The sequence below is a fragment of the Roseateles sp. GW823-FHT07B05 genome (assembly GCF_058794515.1).
In genome coordinates this window covers 943,346-956,204 of sequence record NZ_JBXAGX010000001.1, presented here as the reverse complement: position 1 = coordinate 956,204, position 12,859 = coordinate 943,346, and the positions used below count along the sequence as shown (strand labels likewise).

General features: G+C 71.0%; 15 protein-coding genes. 14 read left to right on the top strand and 1 reads right to left on the bottom strand.

Annotated elements, in window-relative coordinates:
* Nucleotides 1-129: 129 nt before the first annotated feature.
* On the bottom strand, nucleotides 130-1,767 hold the full coding sequence (locus tag AC1Q7O_RS03875) for a glycoside hydrolase family 43 protein (RefSeq protein WP_492659152.1): 1,638 nt from the start codon (nucleotides 1,765-1,767) through the stop codon (nucleotides 130-132).
* A 224-nt stretch (nucleotides 1,768-1,991) separates the two neighbouring features.
* Here AC1Q7O_RS03875 and napE point away from each other — a divergent pair, with 224 nt between their 5' ends.
* The 14 genes from napE to ccmI are packed head-to-tail and all read left to right on the top strand — an operon-like array spanning nucleotide 1,992 to nucleotide 12,846.
* On the top strand, nucleotides 1,992-2,171 hold the full coding sequence (gene napE, locus AC1Q7O_RS03870; protein WP_492659151.1) for a periplasmic nitrate reductase, NapE protein: 180 nt from the start codon (nucleotides 1,992-1,994) through the stop codon (nucleotides 2,169-2,171).
* Nucleotides 2,171-2,458: a chaperone NapD gene (locus AC1Q7O_RS03865; protein ID WP_492659150.1), complete on the top strand. Its 288-nt coding sequence runs from the start codon at nucleotides 2,171-2,173 to the stop codon at nucleotides 2,456-2,458. The genes napE and AC1Q7O_RS03865 overlap by 1 nt, the downstream gene beginning before the upstream one ends.
* Nucleotides 2,439-4,931 carry a periplasmic nitrate reductase subunit alpha gene (napA, locus tag AC1Q7O_RS03860; protein ID WP_492659149.1) on the top strand — a complete coding sequence of 831 codons (2,493 nt, stop codon included), beginning with the start codon at nucleotides 2,439-2,441 and terminating at the stop codon, nucleotides 4,929-4,931. The genes AC1Q7O_RS03865 and napA overlap by 20 nt, the downstream gene beginning before the upstream one ends.
* An 11-nt stretch (nucleotides 4,932-4,942) precedes the next feature.
* Nucleotides 4,943-5,440: a nitrate reductase cytochrome c-type subunit gene (locus AC1Q7O_RS03855; protein WP_492659148.1), complete on the top strand. Its 498-nt coding sequence runs from the start codon at nucleotides 4,943-4,945 to the stop codon at nucleotides 5,438-5,440.
* A gap of 22 nt (nucleotides 5,441-5,462) precedes the next feature.
* Nucleotides 5,463-6,116, top strand: coding sequence for a cytochrome c3 family protein (locus tag AC1Q7O_RS03850; RefSeq protein WP_492659147.1), 654 nt, complete (start codon nucleotides 5,463-5,465; stop codon nucleotides 6,114-6,116).
* Nucleotides 6,103-6,741, top strand: a complete 639-nt coding sequence (ccmA, locus tag AC1Q7O_RS03845; RefSeq protein ID WP_492659146.1) for a cytochrome c biogenesis heme-transporting ATPase CcmA — start codon at nucleotides 6,103-6,105, stop codon at nucleotides 6,739-6,741. The genes AC1Q7O_RS03850 and ccmA overlap by 14 nt, the downstream gene beginning before the upstream one ends.
* Nucleotides 6,735-7,391 (top strand): heme exporter protein CcmB, encoded by a 657-nt coding sequence (gene ccmB / locus AC1Q7O_RS03840; protein WP_492659145.1) that lies wholly within the window; start codon nucleotides 6,735-6,737, stop codon nucleotides 7,389-7,391. The genes ccmA and ccmB overlap by 7 nt, the downstream gene beginning before the upstream one ends.
* Nucleotides 7,392-7,395: 4 nt before the next feature.
* Entirely contained in the window at nucleotides 7,396-8,142 is a 747-nt protein-coding gene (ccmC, locus tag AC1Q7O_RS03835; protein WP_492659144.1) for a heme ABC transporter permease CcmC, read from the top strand.
* Nucleotides 8,139-8,273 carry a hypothetical protein gene (locus AC1Q7O_RS03830; RefSeq protein WP_492659143.1) on the top strand — a complete coding sequence of 45 codons (135 nt, stop codon included), beginning with the start codon at nucleotides 8,139-8,141 and terminating at the stop codon, nucleotides 8,271-8,273. The genes ccmC and AC1Q7O_RS03830 overlap by 4 nt, the downstream gene beginning before the upstream one ends.
* Nucleotides 8,270-8,707: a cytochrome c maturation protein CcmE gene (gene ccmE / locus AC1Q7O_RS03825; protein WP_492659142.1), complete on the top strand. Its 438-nt coding sequence runs from the start codon at nucleotides 8,270-8,272 to the stop codon at nucleotides 8,705-8,707. The genes AC1Q7O_RS03830 and ccmE overlap by 4 nt, the downstream gene beginning before the upstream one ends.
* Nucleotides 8,704-10,686, top strand: coding sequence for a heme lyase CcmF/NrfE family subunit (locus AC1Q7O_RS03820; RefSeq protein ID WP_492659141.1), 1,983 nt, complete (start codon nucleotides 8,704-8,706; stop codon nucleotides 10,684-10,686). Before ccmE ends, AC1Q7O_RS03820 begins: the two co-directional genes overlap by 4 nt.
* The gene (locus AC1Q7O_RS03815) at nucleotides 10,686-11,204 is read left to right on the top strand and encodes a DsbE family thiol:disulfide interchange protein (RefSeq protein WP_492659140.1); all 519 of its coding nucleotides are present in this window, start codon (nucleotides 10,686-10,688) and stop codon (nucleotides 11,202-11,204) included. Before AC1Q7O_RS03820 ends, AC1Q7O_RS03815 begins: the two co-directional genes overlap by 1 nt.
* Nucleotides 11,201-11,635 (top strand): cytochrome c-type biogenesis protein, encoded by a 435-nt coding sequence (locus AC1Q7O_RS03810; RefSeq protein ID WP_492659139.1) that lies wholly within the window; start codon nucleotides 11,201-11,203, stop codon nucleotides 11,633-11,635. Before AC1Q7O_RS03815 ends, AC1Q7O_RS03810 begins: the two co-directional genes overlap by 4 nt.
* Nucleotides 11,632-12,846, top strand: coding sequence for a c-type cytochrome biogenesis protein CcmI (ccmI, locus tag AC1Q7O_RS03805; RefSeq protein ID WP_492659138.1), 1,215 nt, complete (start codon nucleotides 11,632-11,634; stop codon nucleotides 12,844-12,846). The genes AC1Q7O_RS03810 and ccmI overlap by 4 nt, the downstream gene beginning before the upstream one ends.
* Nucleotides 12,847-12,859 lie beyond the last annotated feature (13 nt).

The following is a 12,859-nucleotide window of genomic DNA, read 5'->3' as shown; positions in this document are numbered from 1 at the left end:
CGTTTAGCGGTAAATCAACCAAATTATTGATAACGCAACCATTTCAGTCTAGTCCCGCCCCTTGTCAGACGACCTATCGTTTTCCCGACTCGTGGCGGCGCGGCATCGACGCCGCGCCGCGGCCGGCGGTCAGGGGCCGGGCGCCTCGAAGTCGACCCAGGCGAAGTCGGCCGTCGCCGGCTTGTCCGTGGCGCTCTGCGCGAACAGGCCCAGGTAGACGCCGGTGAAGCCCGTGGCCGTCTCGGTGGACAGCCGGTGCGTGGGGATGCTGCACAGCGGCTGCCAGTCGCCCGCCGCACCGGCGGCCCGCCAGGCGAGGAGGTACTGCCGAGGCTCTGCCCGCACCTGCAGCTGCAGCGCCGCCGCCGGCACGGCCGCCGACGCCAGCACCTCCGGCGCCCCGCCGGTCTTCAGCACGCACTCCACGCGCCGCTCGGCCGCGCCGGTCACGCGCAGCAGCGCGTGGTGAGACTCGTTCATGCGCAGCGCCACGCCCGCCGTGTCGCCCGGCGCGGCCGGCGCGAAGTCCATCTCCGTGGCGAAGCGCTGGTTAAGCCGCTCCTGGCGACGGCCGACGAAAGCCGGCGTGCCCACCACGTCCAGCCCCGTGCGGCCGCCGATGAGGCGCAGCTGCCCCGGCCGGGCCGCCAGCGACCACCGGCCCGCCGCCAGCGTGCGCAGGAAGGTCCAGTGCGGCGGCAGCGGGCGGTCGGCCGCGAAGGTTTCCCGCACCGCGGGCTGCGGCCACGGGTGCCAGCCCGGCAGGCCCTTCGTCGGCTGCGGCTGGTCCAGCGCGCCGCGCTGGCCGAACTCGGGCCAGCCGTCCTCGCGCCAGCGCACCGGCGACAGCAGCGTCTCGCGGCCGATGTGGTGATGCCGCCCGCCGGCGGCCGCCTGCGGGCGGATGGCCAGCAGCGTCGCCCACCAGTCACCGTTCGGCGTGGTCACCAGGTCGGCATGGCCCAGTGCCTGGAAGGGGTGGTCGGGCAGATGGCGGTGCGTCAGCACCGGGTTGTCCGGGTGGGCCTCGAACGGCCCCCACGGCGAACGGGAACGGGCCATCGTGATGCGGTGGTCATACGACGTCCCACCTTCGGCAATCATCAGGTAGTACCAGCCGTTGCGCTTGTACAGATGCGGCCCCTCGGGCCAGATGCCGCCCATGCCGCTCCACACCAGCCGCGGCTCCTCCAGCAGCTTGCCGGCCTTGAGGTCCACGCGTGCCTGGTAGACGCCGCCGTTGCGGCCGCCACCGTGCCGCGTGTAGTAGACGGTGCCGTCATCGTCGAAGAAGAACGACGGGTCCATGCCGAACACGGCCTCAGGCAGCCGCACCGGGTCGGACCACGGCCCCGCCGGGTCGCCGGCCGTGATGAAGAAGTTGCCGATGCCGCCGACGTCGGTCGTCACGATGTAGAACCGCCCCGCCTCGCAGCGGATGGTGGGCGCGAAGATGGCCTGCGAGCTCTTGCGGCCCACGAAGCTCAGCTGGCTCTCGCGCGACAGCGCATTGCCGATCAGCCGCCAGTGCACCAGGTCGCGGCTGTGATAGACCGGCAGCCCCGGCAGGTACTCGAAGGTGCTGGTGACGAGATAGAAGTCCTCGCCCGAGCGGCAGACGCTGGGGTCCGACGCGAACCCGCTGAGCACCGGGTTGTCGAACGTGGCCGGCATCGCCGCCGGCGCGGCGGCGGCACCACCCGGCACCCCCAGCGTCGCCATGGCGATGCACGACGCCCCCACCACACACTTGAACAGAGAAATCACAGGGACTCCATTTGCCTGATAGATGTATCGAGCAAATGGTAGCGATATCAAATCTAGCCAGCCCTGGGGTCTACCCGGGCGCTCCTCCGCCCCGCAGGGTCGCGGGACGCGCGGAAAAGCCACCGGCGCCGCCTCGTTTGACACACATCAACCCAGGTCGATATAACCAGCGCCGGCGTCACGCGAAGCCCCGAGAATCAATTCATTGATGGTCAGGAGTTGCGATGTTAGATCCCGCCGGTGGCCGACTTCCTGACGGTCCGCCCTCCACCCGGACCGAGGAGCTCAGGAGTTTCCTCTTCCTCTCCATCGTGATGGCGCCGGTGCTCGCCGTCATGACGGTCGCCGGCTACGGCTTCACCATCTGGATCTACCAGATGTTCGCCGGGCCGCCGGGCAGCTGATGCACGACGAGCTCCACATCACCAGCCTCGTCGTCCACGCGCTGCCCGACCGCAGCGCTGACGTCACCGCGGCCATCACCCAGCTGGCCGACGCCCGCATCCACGGCACCGACGCCAGCGGCAAGTTCGTCGTCACGCTCGAGGCGCCCACGAGCGGCGCCATCCTGGATCAGGTCGGCCTGATCCAGCAAGCCCCCGGCGTCATCGGCGTGGCCATGGTCTACCAGCACGTCGAGTCGCTAGACTCATTGAACACGGAGATCCCTCATGTCGACCACACGGCGTGACTTTGTCCGGCAATCGGCCGCCGCAGCGGCCGGCTCCGTCGCCGGCATTCCCATCGCGGTCGCGCAGACCGGCAACGCCTACGCGGACGCGTCGCAGCTGACCTGGTCCAAGGCGCCCTGCCGCTTCTGCGGCACCGGCTGCGGCGTCAGCGTCGCCGTCAAGGACAACCGCGTTGTCGCCACCCAGGGCGACCCCGAGGCCGAGGTGAACCGCGGTCTGAACTGCGTCAAGGGCTACTTCCTGTCCAAGATCATGTACGGCGACGACCGGCTGACGACGCCGCTGCTGCGCATGAAGAACGGCCAGTACGCCAAGGACGGCGAGTTCCAGCCCGTGTCCTGGGACAAGGCCTTCGACGTGATGGCCGAGAAGTTCAAGGCCGCGCTGAAGGCCAAGGGCCCCACGTCCGTCGGCATGTTCGGCTCGGGCCAGTGGACGGTGTGGGAAGGCTATGCCGCGTCCAAGCTGATGAAGGCGGGCTTCCGCACCAACAACCTCGACCCGAACGCGCGCCACTGCATGGCCTCGGCCGTCACCGGCTTCATGCGCACCTTCGGCATGGACGAGCCGATGGGCTGCTACGACGACATCGAGGCGGCCACCGTGTTCGTGCTGTGGGGCTCCAACATGGCGGAGATGCACCCCATCCTTTGGACGCGGGTGACCGACCGGCGCCTGTCCGGTCCCGACGTCAAGGTGGCCGTGCTGTCAACCTTCGAGCACCGCTCCTACGAGCTGGCCGACATCGAGCTGACCTTCACGCCGCAGACCGACCTGGCGATCCTGAACTACATCGCCCACCACATCATCTCGACGGGCCGGGTCAACAAAGACTTCGTCAACAAGCACACCAACTTCAAGCTCGGCAACGCCGACATCGGCTACGGCCTGCGCCCCGAGCACCCGCTGCAGAAGGCGGCCAAGAACGCGGCAGATCCGACGGGCGCCAAGCCCATCAGCTTCGACGAATACGCCAAGTTCGTGTCCACCTACGACCTGGAATACACCGCCAAGCTGACCGGCGTGCCCAAGAACCGCCTGCTGGCGCTGGCCGAGCTGTACGCCGACCCCAAGACCAAGGTCATGTCCTTCTGGACCATGGGCTTCAACCAGCACACGCGCGGCACCTGGGCCAACAACCTCATCTACAACATCCACCTGCTGACCGGCAAGATCGCGTCGCCGGGCAACAGCCCGTTCTCGCTGACAGGCCAGCCGTCGGCCTGCGGCACCGCGCGCGAGGTGGGCACCTTCTCGCACCGCCTGCCGGCCGACATGGTGGTGACCAACCCCAAGCACCGCGAGCACGCCGAGGAGATCTGGAAGATCCCGCACGGCACCATCCCCGACAAGCCGGGCTTCCACGCCGTGCTGCAGAACCGCATGCTCAAGGACGGCAAGCTCAATGCCTACTGGGTGATGGTCAACAACAACATGCAGGCCGGCGCCAACCTGATGAACGAGGCCTATCCGGGCTACCGCAACCCGGACAACTTCATCGTCGTGTCGGACGCCTACCCCACCGTCACGGCCGTCGCCGCCGACCTCATCCTGCCCACCGCGATGTGGGTGGAGAAGGAAGGCGCCTACGGCAACGCCGAGCGGCGCACGCACTTCTGGCACCAGCTCGTCAACGCGCCGGGCGACGCGCGCTCCGACCTCTGGCAGCTGATGGAGTTCTCCAAGCGCTTCAAGATCGAGGAGGTCTGGCCCGAGGAGCTGATCGCCAAGCAGCCGTCGGTGCGCGGCAAGACGCTGTTCGACGTGCTGTACCGCAACGGCAACGTCGACAAGTTCCCGCTGTCGGACGCCGACAAGGCCTACGAGAACGCCGAGTCCAAGGCCTTCGGCTTCTACGTGCAGAAGGGCTTGTTCGAGGAGTACGCCACCTTCGGCCGCGGCCACGGGCATGACCTGGCCCCGTTCGACGACTACCACAAGGCCCGCGGCCTGCGCTGGCCGGTCGTGAACGGCAAGGAAACGCTGTGGCGCTACCGCGAGGGCAGCGACCCCTACGTGAAGGCCGGCACCGGCTACCAGTTCTACGGCCACACCGACGGCAAGGCCGTCATCTTCGCGCTGCCCTACGAGCCGCCGCCCGAGGCCCCGGACAAGGAATTCCCGTTCTGGCTGTCCACCGGCCGCGTGCTGGAGCACTGGCATTCGGGCTCCATGACGCGCCGCGTGCCCGAGCTGCACCGCGCCGTGCCCAATGCACTGTGCTACATGCACCCCGACGACGCCAAGGCGCTGGGCGTGCGGCGCGGCAGCGAGGTGGAAGTCGCCTCGCGGCGCGGCAAGATGCGCACCCGCGTCGAGACCCGCGGCCGCAACAAGCCGCCGCGCGGCCTCGTCTTCGTGCCGTGGTTTGACGCCAGCCAGCTGATCAACAAGGTCACGCTGGACGCCACCGACCCGATCTCGCTGCAGACCGACTTCAAGAAGTGCGCGGTCAAGATCACCAAGGTCTGAGGAGTCCCGCCATGAAGATGCTTAGACACCTCGCCCTGCTGCTGAGCCTGTGCACCGGCCTCGCCGTCGCGCAGCAGCAGCCCGCCCGGTCCTTCGTCGACGCCGCCCGCGGCCCGACGCCGATCACCGAGTCCACCAAGCCGCCGGTGCTGGGCAACGCCGTCAACGACGACGTGCGCCGCACGCGCAACTACGCGATGCAGCCGCCCACCATCCCGCACCGCGTGGACGGCTACCAGATCGACAAGAACTTCAACAAATGCCTGGACTGCCACGCCCGCGCCAAGACCGAGATGACGCAGGCCGTGCCCGTCAGCGTCACGCACTACATGGACCGCAGCGGCCGCACGCTGGCGCAGGTGTCCACGCGCCGATACTTCTGCATGCAGTGCCATGTGCCGCAAGACGGCGTGCGGCCCATCGTGCAGAACAACTTCCAGGACGTCGACACGGTGATCCAGCGCGCCATGCAGGCCCAGAAGGCCAACGAGAAGAGCAGCAAGAAGTGAGCAGGACCCGGAGCCACCAGCCATGTTGAATCTCCTGAAGCGCTACTGGGTCGTCATCCGGCGCCCCAGCGTCCATTTCAGCCTGGGCTTCCTGACCATCGGCGGCTTCATCGGCGGCGTGATGTTCTGGGGCGCCTTCAACACGGCGATGGAGCTCACCAACACCGAGAAGTTCTGCACCGGCTGCCACGAGATGCGCGACAACGTGTTCGCCGAGCTCAAGAGCACCATCCACTACACCAACCGCTCGGGCGTGCGCGCGGTCTGCTCCAACTGCCACGTGCCGCACGACTGGACCGACAAGATCGCCCGCAAGATGCAGGCCTCCAAGGAGGTCTGGGGCAAGATCTTCGGCACCATCGACACGCGCGAGAAGTTCCAGGAGAAGCGGCTGGAGCTGGCCCGCCACGAATGGGCGCGGCTGAAGGCCAACGATTCGCTGGAGTGCCGCAACTGCCACAACTACGACTCGATGGACTTCACGCGCCAGAGCCAGCGTGCGCAGAACATGCACTCCACCTACCTGGCCAACAAGGAAAAGACCTGCATCGACTGCCACAAGGGCATCGCGCACCGGCTGCCGCACATCCCGCCGGGCGAAGGCCCGATGGACACGCCGGGCCAGAAGGTCCCGAAAAGCGACGAGGCCGCCCGGGTCGGTGATGCCAAGCCATGAGGAAGGCCTGCCGCTGCTGAACGCCGACACGCTGGCCTGCCGCCGCGGCGGCCGCAGCGTCTTCAAGGGCCTGAGCTTCGAGCTGGCCCCGGGGCAGGCACTGGAACTCCGCGGCGCCAACGGCAGCGGCAAGAGCAGCCTGCTGCGCCTGCTGGCCGGCCTCGTGCCGGCTGCCGCCGGCGCTGCCCGGTGGGGCGGCCAGCCGGTGAAGGCGGGCCAGGCCGGCGTGGCCTACCTGGGCCACCTGAACGGCCTCAGCCCCGAACTCAGCGCGCTGGACAACCTGCGCTTTGCGCAGCAGCTTGCCGGCAGCGAGGCCACGGCACCTGGCCAGGCCTTGCGGGCCTGGGGGCTGGAGGCTGTCGCCACCCGACCGGTGCGGCGCCTGTCGCAAGGCCAGCAGCGCCGCGCCGCGCTGGCACGCATGAGCCTGGCACGCCAGCGCCTGTGGCTGCTGGACGAACCCTGCGCCGGGCTGGACGAGGCCGGCGAGCGCCTGTTCGACGCGCGCCTGGCCGAGCATCTGAGCGGCGGCGGCCTCGCCGTCATCGCGACGCACCAGCCGCTGCGCCTGCCCGCCGGCCAGTGCCGGCCGCTGGTGCTGAGCCAGCCCGCCGCATGCTGAGCACCGTCTTCCTGCGCGAGCTGCGCATCGCGCTGCAGCGCCCGGCCGATGCGCTCGGCGGCCTGCTGTTCTTCGTGCTCGTCGGCGGGCTGTTCCCGCTGGCCATCGGGCCGGACGCCGCACTGCTGCGCGCCATCGGCCCCGGCGTCGTCTGGGTCGCGGCGCTGCTGGCCGTGCTGATCTCGCTGCACCGCCTGTTCGAGCCCGACCTGGCCGACGGCAGCCTGGAGCAATGGCTGCTCGCGCCGCGCTCGCTGATGGGCCTGGTGGCGCTGAAGACGGCGGCGCACTGGTGCATCGCCTGCCTGCCGCTCATCGTCGTGGCGCCGCTGCTGGCGCTGCAGTACGGCATGCACGGCGACGCGGCCGGCCTGCTGGTGCTGTCGCTGCTGCTGGGCACGCCCACGCTGGTGCTGATCGGCGCACTGGGCGCCGCGCTGACGCTGGGGCTGCGCGGCCATGTGCTGCTGGCACTCATCGTGCTGCCCATGAGCGTGCCACCGCTGGTGTTCGGCTGCGCCGCCGTGTCGGCCAGCCAGCAAGGCCTGCCCGCGGCGCCGCACCTCAGCCTGCTGGGCGCCTGCCTGTCGCTGGCCGCCTTCCTCTGCCCCTGGGCCAGCGCGGCCGCCCTGCGGCTGGCGCTGGAATGACACCATGAACCCGACCCACGCCCTGCCCCACGCCACACCGGCCCGCTGGCGGCGCTTCGCCTCGCCGCCGCTGTTCCACGCGCTCGCCGGCCGCCTCATCCCGTGGTTTGCCGGCCTCGCCGCGGTGCTGGCCGCGGCCGGCCTGTGGGTGGGCTTCGCCGTCGCGCCGACGGACCACCAGCAGGGCGAGGTCTACCGCATCATCTTCCTGCACGTGCCGGCCGCGTGGATGTCGATGTTCCTCTACCTGATCGCCGCCACGCACGCGGGCCTGGGGCTGGTGTTCGGCACGCGGCTGTCGCCGCTGCTGTCGCGCGCGCTGGCGCCCACCGGCGCGGTGTTCACCGCCATCGCGCTGTGGACCGGTGCGGCCTGGGGCAAGCCGACCTGGGGCACCTGGTGGGTGTGGGATGCGCGGCTGACGTCCGAGCTGATCCTGCTGTTCCTGTACCTCGCCTACCTCGCGCTGGTGTCCAGCATCGAAGACCCGCGCCGTGCCGACAACGCCGGCGCCATCCTGCTGCTGGCGGGCGTCGTCAACGTGCCCATCATCTACTTCTCGGTGCAATGGTGGAGCACGTTGCACCAGGGCTCCACCATCCGCTTCGATGCGGCCCCGACGATGACCCACACGATGCTGATCGGCATGCTGCTGATGGCCGGCGCCTGCTGGGCCTACAGCATCGCCGCCGCGCTGGCCCGCGTGCGCTGCCTCATCACCGAACGCGCCGCGCTGGAGGCTGACGAATGAACGCTGCCGACCACGGCTTCTACCTGGCGCTGGCCTTCAGCGTGTCGGGCCTGCTGCTCGCCGCCGAACTGCTGCTGCTGTGGCAGCGCTGCCGCCGCGCGCGCGACCTGCAGCGAGGCGACGCGCCATGACGCCCCGCCAACGCCGCCTGCTGTTCGTCGCGCTGGGCCTCGCGGCCGTGTCCATCGCCACCGCCCTCGTCCTGAGGGCGCTGAACAGCAACGTGACCTTCTTCTATAGCCCCACACAGGTCAACGCCGGCGAGGCGCCGCGCCAGGCCGCGTTCCGGCTGGGCGGCCTTGTCGAGGCGGGCTCGCTGCAGCGTGCCGCCGACGGGCTGGACCTGCGCTTCGTCGTCACCGACGGCGCGCACAGCATCACCGTGCACTACCGCGGCCTGCTGCCTGACCTGTTCCGCGAGGGCAAGGGCGTCGTCGTCTCCGGCCGGCTGACCGACGCCGTCTTCACCGCCACCGAGGTGCTGGCCAAGCACGACGAGAACTACATGCCGCCGCCGGCCGCCGCCGCGCTGAAGCAGGCCCACGACAAGGCGGTCGCGAAGTGATCCCGGAGATCGGCGTCTTCGCCCTCGTGCTGGCGCTGCTGGTGGCGGGCACGCAGGCCGTGCTGCCGCTGGCCGGCGCGCACTGGGGCGTGGCGAGCTGGATGCGCGTCGCCCGCCCGGCCGCGGCGCTGCAGGCGCTGTTCGTCTGGCTCGCGTTCGGCTGCCTGGCGCAGGCCTTCCTCGCCGGCGACTTCTCGGTGCGCTACGTCGCGTCCAACTCGCACTCCGAACTGCCGGCCATCTACCGCTTCACCGCCGTGTGGGGCAGCCACGAGGGCTCCATGCTGCTGTGGCAGGCGCTGCTGTCGGCGTGGACGCTGGCCGTCGCGCTGCGCAGCCGCGCGCTGCCGCCGGCCTTCGCCGCGCGCGTGCTGGGCGTCATGGGCCTCGTCAGCGTCGGGCTGCTGCTGTTCCTGCTGCTGCTGTCCAACCCGTTCGACCGCCTCGTGCCCGCCCCGGCCGAAGGCCGCGACCTGAACCCGCTGCTGCAGGACCCGGGCATGGTGCTGCACCCGCCGCTGCTCTACATGGGCTACGTGGGCTTCTCGGTCGCGTTCGCGTTCGGCATCGCAGCGCTGCTGTCGGGCGAGCTGAACGCCGCGTGGGCGCGCTGGTCGCGGCCGTGGACGCTGGCGGCCTGGACCTTCCTGACGCTGGGCATCCTGCTCGGCAGCGCCTGGGCCTACTACGTGCTCGGCTGGGGCGGCTGGTGGTTCTGGGACCCGGTCGAGAACGCGTCCTTCATGCCCTGGCTGGTGGGCACGGCGCTCATCCATTCGCTCATCGTCAGCGACCAGCGCGGCGCGTTCCGCGGCTGGACCGTGATGCTCGCCATCGTGGCGTTCTCGCTGAGCCTGCTGGGCACCTTCCTCGTCCGCTCGGGCGTGCTGACGTCGGTGCACGCGTTCGCGGTGGACCCCGGCCGCGGCCTCTACATCCTGTGCTTCATGGTGGCCGTCGTCGGCACGTCGCTGCTGCTGTTTGCCTGGCGCGCGCCCACCATCGCGCAGGGCGGCCGCTTCGCGGTGCTGTCGCGCGAGACGCTGCTGCTGGTCAACAACGTGCTGTTCGCCACCGCCGCGCTGGCCGTGCTCATCGGCACGCTGTACCCGCTGCTGCTGGACGTGCTGGGCGGCGACAAGATCTCCGTCGGCCCGCCCTACTTCCAGGCCGTGTTCGTACCGCTCATCGTGCCGGCGCTGGTGCTGATGGGCGTGGGCCCGATGGCACGCTGGAAGCGCAGCACCTTGCCCGAACTGCGCGTGCAGCTGCGCTGGGCGCTGGCCGCCAGCGGCATCTGCGCCTGGCTGCTGGGCTGGCTGCTGCCGCGCGAGCCCGGCACGGCGTGGACGCCGCTGTCCGCCTTCGGCCTGCTGCTGGCGGCCTGGTGCCTGTGCAGCGCGCTGGCGCATGCGTGGCAGCGGCTGCGGGGCGACTGGCGCGGCCGCTGGGCCAAACAGCCGCGCGCCTGGTGGGGCATGCTGCTGGCGCATGCCGGCGTCGGCGTGTTCGTGTTCGGCGTCACGCTGTCGGGCGGCTTCGAGAGCAAGCGCGAGTTGAGCCTGGCGCCGGGCACGCCGGTCAACGTCGGCGGCTTCGAGTTCCGCCTCGGCGCCACCGAGACGGTCAAGGGCCCTAACTACGACGCGCAGCGCGTGGCCGTCAGCGTCAGCCGCGACGGGCAGGCGCTGCCGACGCTGCACCCCGAGAAGCGCGTCTACCGCACGCAGGCCATGCCGATGAGCCAGTCGGCCATCGCCACCGGCCTGCAGCAGGACCTGCTCGTGGGCCTGGGCGAACCGCTGGCCGACGGCACCTGGACCGTGCGCATCCAGGTCAAGCCCTTCCTGGCGTGGATCTGGATCGGCTGCGCGCTGATGGCGCTCGGCGGCCTGCTGGCCCTCGCAGACAAACGCTATCGCACCGCCCGCCGCCGCGAAGCTGCCGCTCTGCCAGTGAGCCACGGGGAGCCCGCCTGATGCGCTACCTGCTGCCGTTGCTGGTCTTCCTCGCGCTGGCCGTCGCGCTGGGTCTGGGCCTGCGGCGCGACCCGCGCGCGCTGCCGTCGGCGCTGATCGACCACGCCGCGCCCGCCATCGACCGCCCGCTGCTGCACGACGCCACGCGCCGGCTGGACATCGCCCAGCTGCGCGGCCAGGTCTGGCTGCTGAACGTCTGGGCCTCGTGGTGCGAGCCCTGCCGCACCGAGATGCCGGCGCTGAAGGTGCTGTCCGCGCGCGACGGCGTGCCGCTGTTCGGCCTCAACTACAAGGACCGCGAGGGCCCGGCGCGCGCGCTGCTGGCGCAGGTCGGCGACCCTTACCTCGGGTCGGCCGTCGACGCCGACGGCCGCGTCGGCATGGACTTCGGCGTGCACGGCGTGCCGGAGACCTTCGTCATAGACGCCGCCGGCCGCGTGCGCTTCCGCCATGTCGGCCCCGTTACGGCCGAGGTCTGGCGCGACACGCTGATGCCCATCGTGAGGTCCCTGAAATGAAGCGCCTCGTCATGAGCGCCTGCCTGCTGGCATTGGCCTGCAGCGCGATGGCCGATGTCGACGCCCGCGAGGCGGCGCTGGCGGCGCAGCTGCGCTGCGTCGTCTGCCAGAACCAGACCATCGCCGAGTCCAGCGCGCCGCTGGCCGCCGACATGCGCCGCGAGATCCGCACGCAGCTACAGGCCGGCCGCAGCGACGACGAGGTACTGGCCTTCTTCGAGCAGCGCTACGGCAGCTTCGTGCGCTACGCGCCGCCGCTGCGGCCATCGACGTGGCTGCTGTGGGGCGCCCCGTTCGGACTGGGCCTCGCCGGCCTGGCCGCGCTGGCCGCCACGCTGCAGCGGCGCCGGCGAGCCGCCCCGCCCCAGCCCCTCGACGACGCGCAACGCGAACGCGCGCGCCGGCTGCTGGACGACGGAGGTACGCCATGACGTCCACCCTCTGGCCGCTGTGGACGGTCGCCATCACGCTGCTGCTGCTGGCCCTGGGCGGCCTGCTGTGGCCGCTGCTGCGCGAGCCGCGTGACGCGCCGGCCGACGCCCGGGATCGCCTGCGCGAGCTGTACCGACGCAAGCGCGAGGAACTGGCGCTGGAGGCCCTGAGCCCCACCGAGCACCAGCAGGCGCTGGACGAACTGCAGCTGGGCTTCCTGCAGGAGCTGGAGGCTGCCAGCCCGGCGCCCGCGCTGCGCGACAGCCCCTGGCAGACCCGCCTGCCCGCCGCGCTGCTCAGCGTGGCGCTGCCCGTGGCCGCGCTGGCGCTCTACCTGCACGCCGGCGACCCGCGCGCCGTGGCGGAGCTGGCAATGGCCTCCGCGGCCACGCACGAAGGCAGCGGCAACCAGGTCGAGACCGCCGTCGCCCGCCTGACCGAGCGCCTGCGCGCAAACCCCGACGACCTGGAAGGCTGGCTGGTGCTGGCCCGCTCGCAGGAGACGATGGAGCGCTTCGGCGATGCCGCCCAGTCGTACCGTCAGGCCATCGCTGCGGCGACGCGCCAGCAGGCGCCGGCCGACATCGTCGCGCGGCTGCAGGCCGACCTCGCCGACGCGCTGGGCTCGGCGCACGAAGGCGACCTCGGTGGGCCGGCGCAGGCCGCCATCGCGGCGGCGCTGGCACTGGACGCCAACCAGCCCAAGGCACTGGCGCTGGCCGGCGCGGCCGCGCTGCGCGGTGGCGACATCGACACCGCACGCCGGCACTGGCAGCGCCTGCTGGCGCTGCTGCCGCCGGGCTCGGACATGGCCCTGCGCGTGGAGTCGGACCTGCAGCGGCTGTCGGCGCCGGGCGCCGCGGCGTCACTCAGCGCCCGCGTCAGCATCGATGCCGCGCTGGCCGACCGCATCCCGCCGCAGGCCACAGTGTTCGTCGTCGTGCGCCCCGCGGGCGAGCGCATGCCGGCCGCCGTCGTGCGCCTGCGTGCCGGCGACTTGCCCGCCGACGTCGTCATCGACGACCGTCACGCGATGTCGCCCGACCGGCCGCTGTCGCGCTTCAGCGCCGTCACGGTGCAGGTCCGCATCAGCCCCTCGGGCCAGGCGCCGGCCCAGCCGGGCGACTGGTTCAGCGACACGCTGCCCGCGCGGCCCGGCCAGCAAGGCCTGGTGCTCACCGTCAAGGGCGGCGCGAAGCCGGGCGCCTGACGCCGGCCGAGCG

What these genes read in the sequence shown, in the direction of transcription:
- AC1Q7O_RS03810 (WP_492659139.1), top strand. Translation starts at nt 11,201, where the DNA reads ATGAAGCGCCTCGTCATGAGCGCCTGCCTGCTGGCATTGGCCTGCAGC.
- ccmC (WP_492659144.1), top strand. Translation starts at nt 7,396, where the DNA reads ATGAACCCGACCCACGCCCTGCCCCACGCCACACCGGCCCGCTGGCGG.
- ccmI (WP_492659138.1), top strand. Translation starts at nt 11,632, where the DNA reads ATGACGTCCACCCTCTGGCCGCTGTGGACGGTCGCCATCACGCTGCTG.
- AC1Q7O_RS03815 (WP_492659140.1), top strand. Translation starts at nt 10,686, where the DNA reads ATGCGCTACCTGCTGCCGTTGCTGGTCTTCCTCGCGCTGGCCGTCGCG.
- napA (WP_492659149.1), top strand. Translation starts at nt 2,439, where the DNA reads ATGTCGACCACACGGCGTGACTTTGTCCGGCAATCGGCCGCCGCAGCG.
- AC1Q7O_RS03865 (WP_492659150.1), top strand. Translation starts at nt 2,171, where the DNA reads ATGCACGACGAGCTCCACATCACCAGCCTCGTCGTCCACGCGCTGCCC.
- ccmE (WP_492659142.1), top strand. Translation starts at nt 8,270, where the DNA reads ATGACGCCCCGCCAACGCCGCCTGCTGTTCGTCGCGCTGGGCCTCGCG.
- ccmA (WP_492659146.1), top strand. Translation starts at nt 6,103, where the DNA reads ATGCCAAGCCATGAGGAAGGCCTGCCGCTGCTGAACGCCGACACGCTG.
- AC1Q7O_RS03850 (WP_492659147.1), top strand. Translation starts at nt 5,463, where the DNA reads ATGTTGAATCTCCTGAAGCGCTACTGGGTCGTCATCCGGCGCCCCAGC.
- napE (WP_492659151.1), top strand. Translation starts at nt 1,992, where the DNA reads ATGTTAGATCCCGCCGGTGGCCGACTTCCTGACGGTCCGCCCTCCACC.
- AC1Q7O_RS03830 (WP_492659143.1), top strand. Translation starts at nt 8,139, where the DNA reads ATGAACGCTGCCGACCACGGCTTCTACCTGGCGCTGGCCTTCAGCGTG.
- ccmB (WP_492659145.1), top strand. Translation starts at nt 6,735, where the DNA reads ATGCTGAGCACCGTCTTCCTGCGCGAGCTGCGCATCGCGCTGCAGCGC.
- AC1Q7O_RS03855 (WP_492659148.1), top strand. Translation starts at nt 4,943, where the DNA reads ATGAAGATGCTTAGACACCTCGCCCTGCTGCTGAGCCTGTGCACCGGC.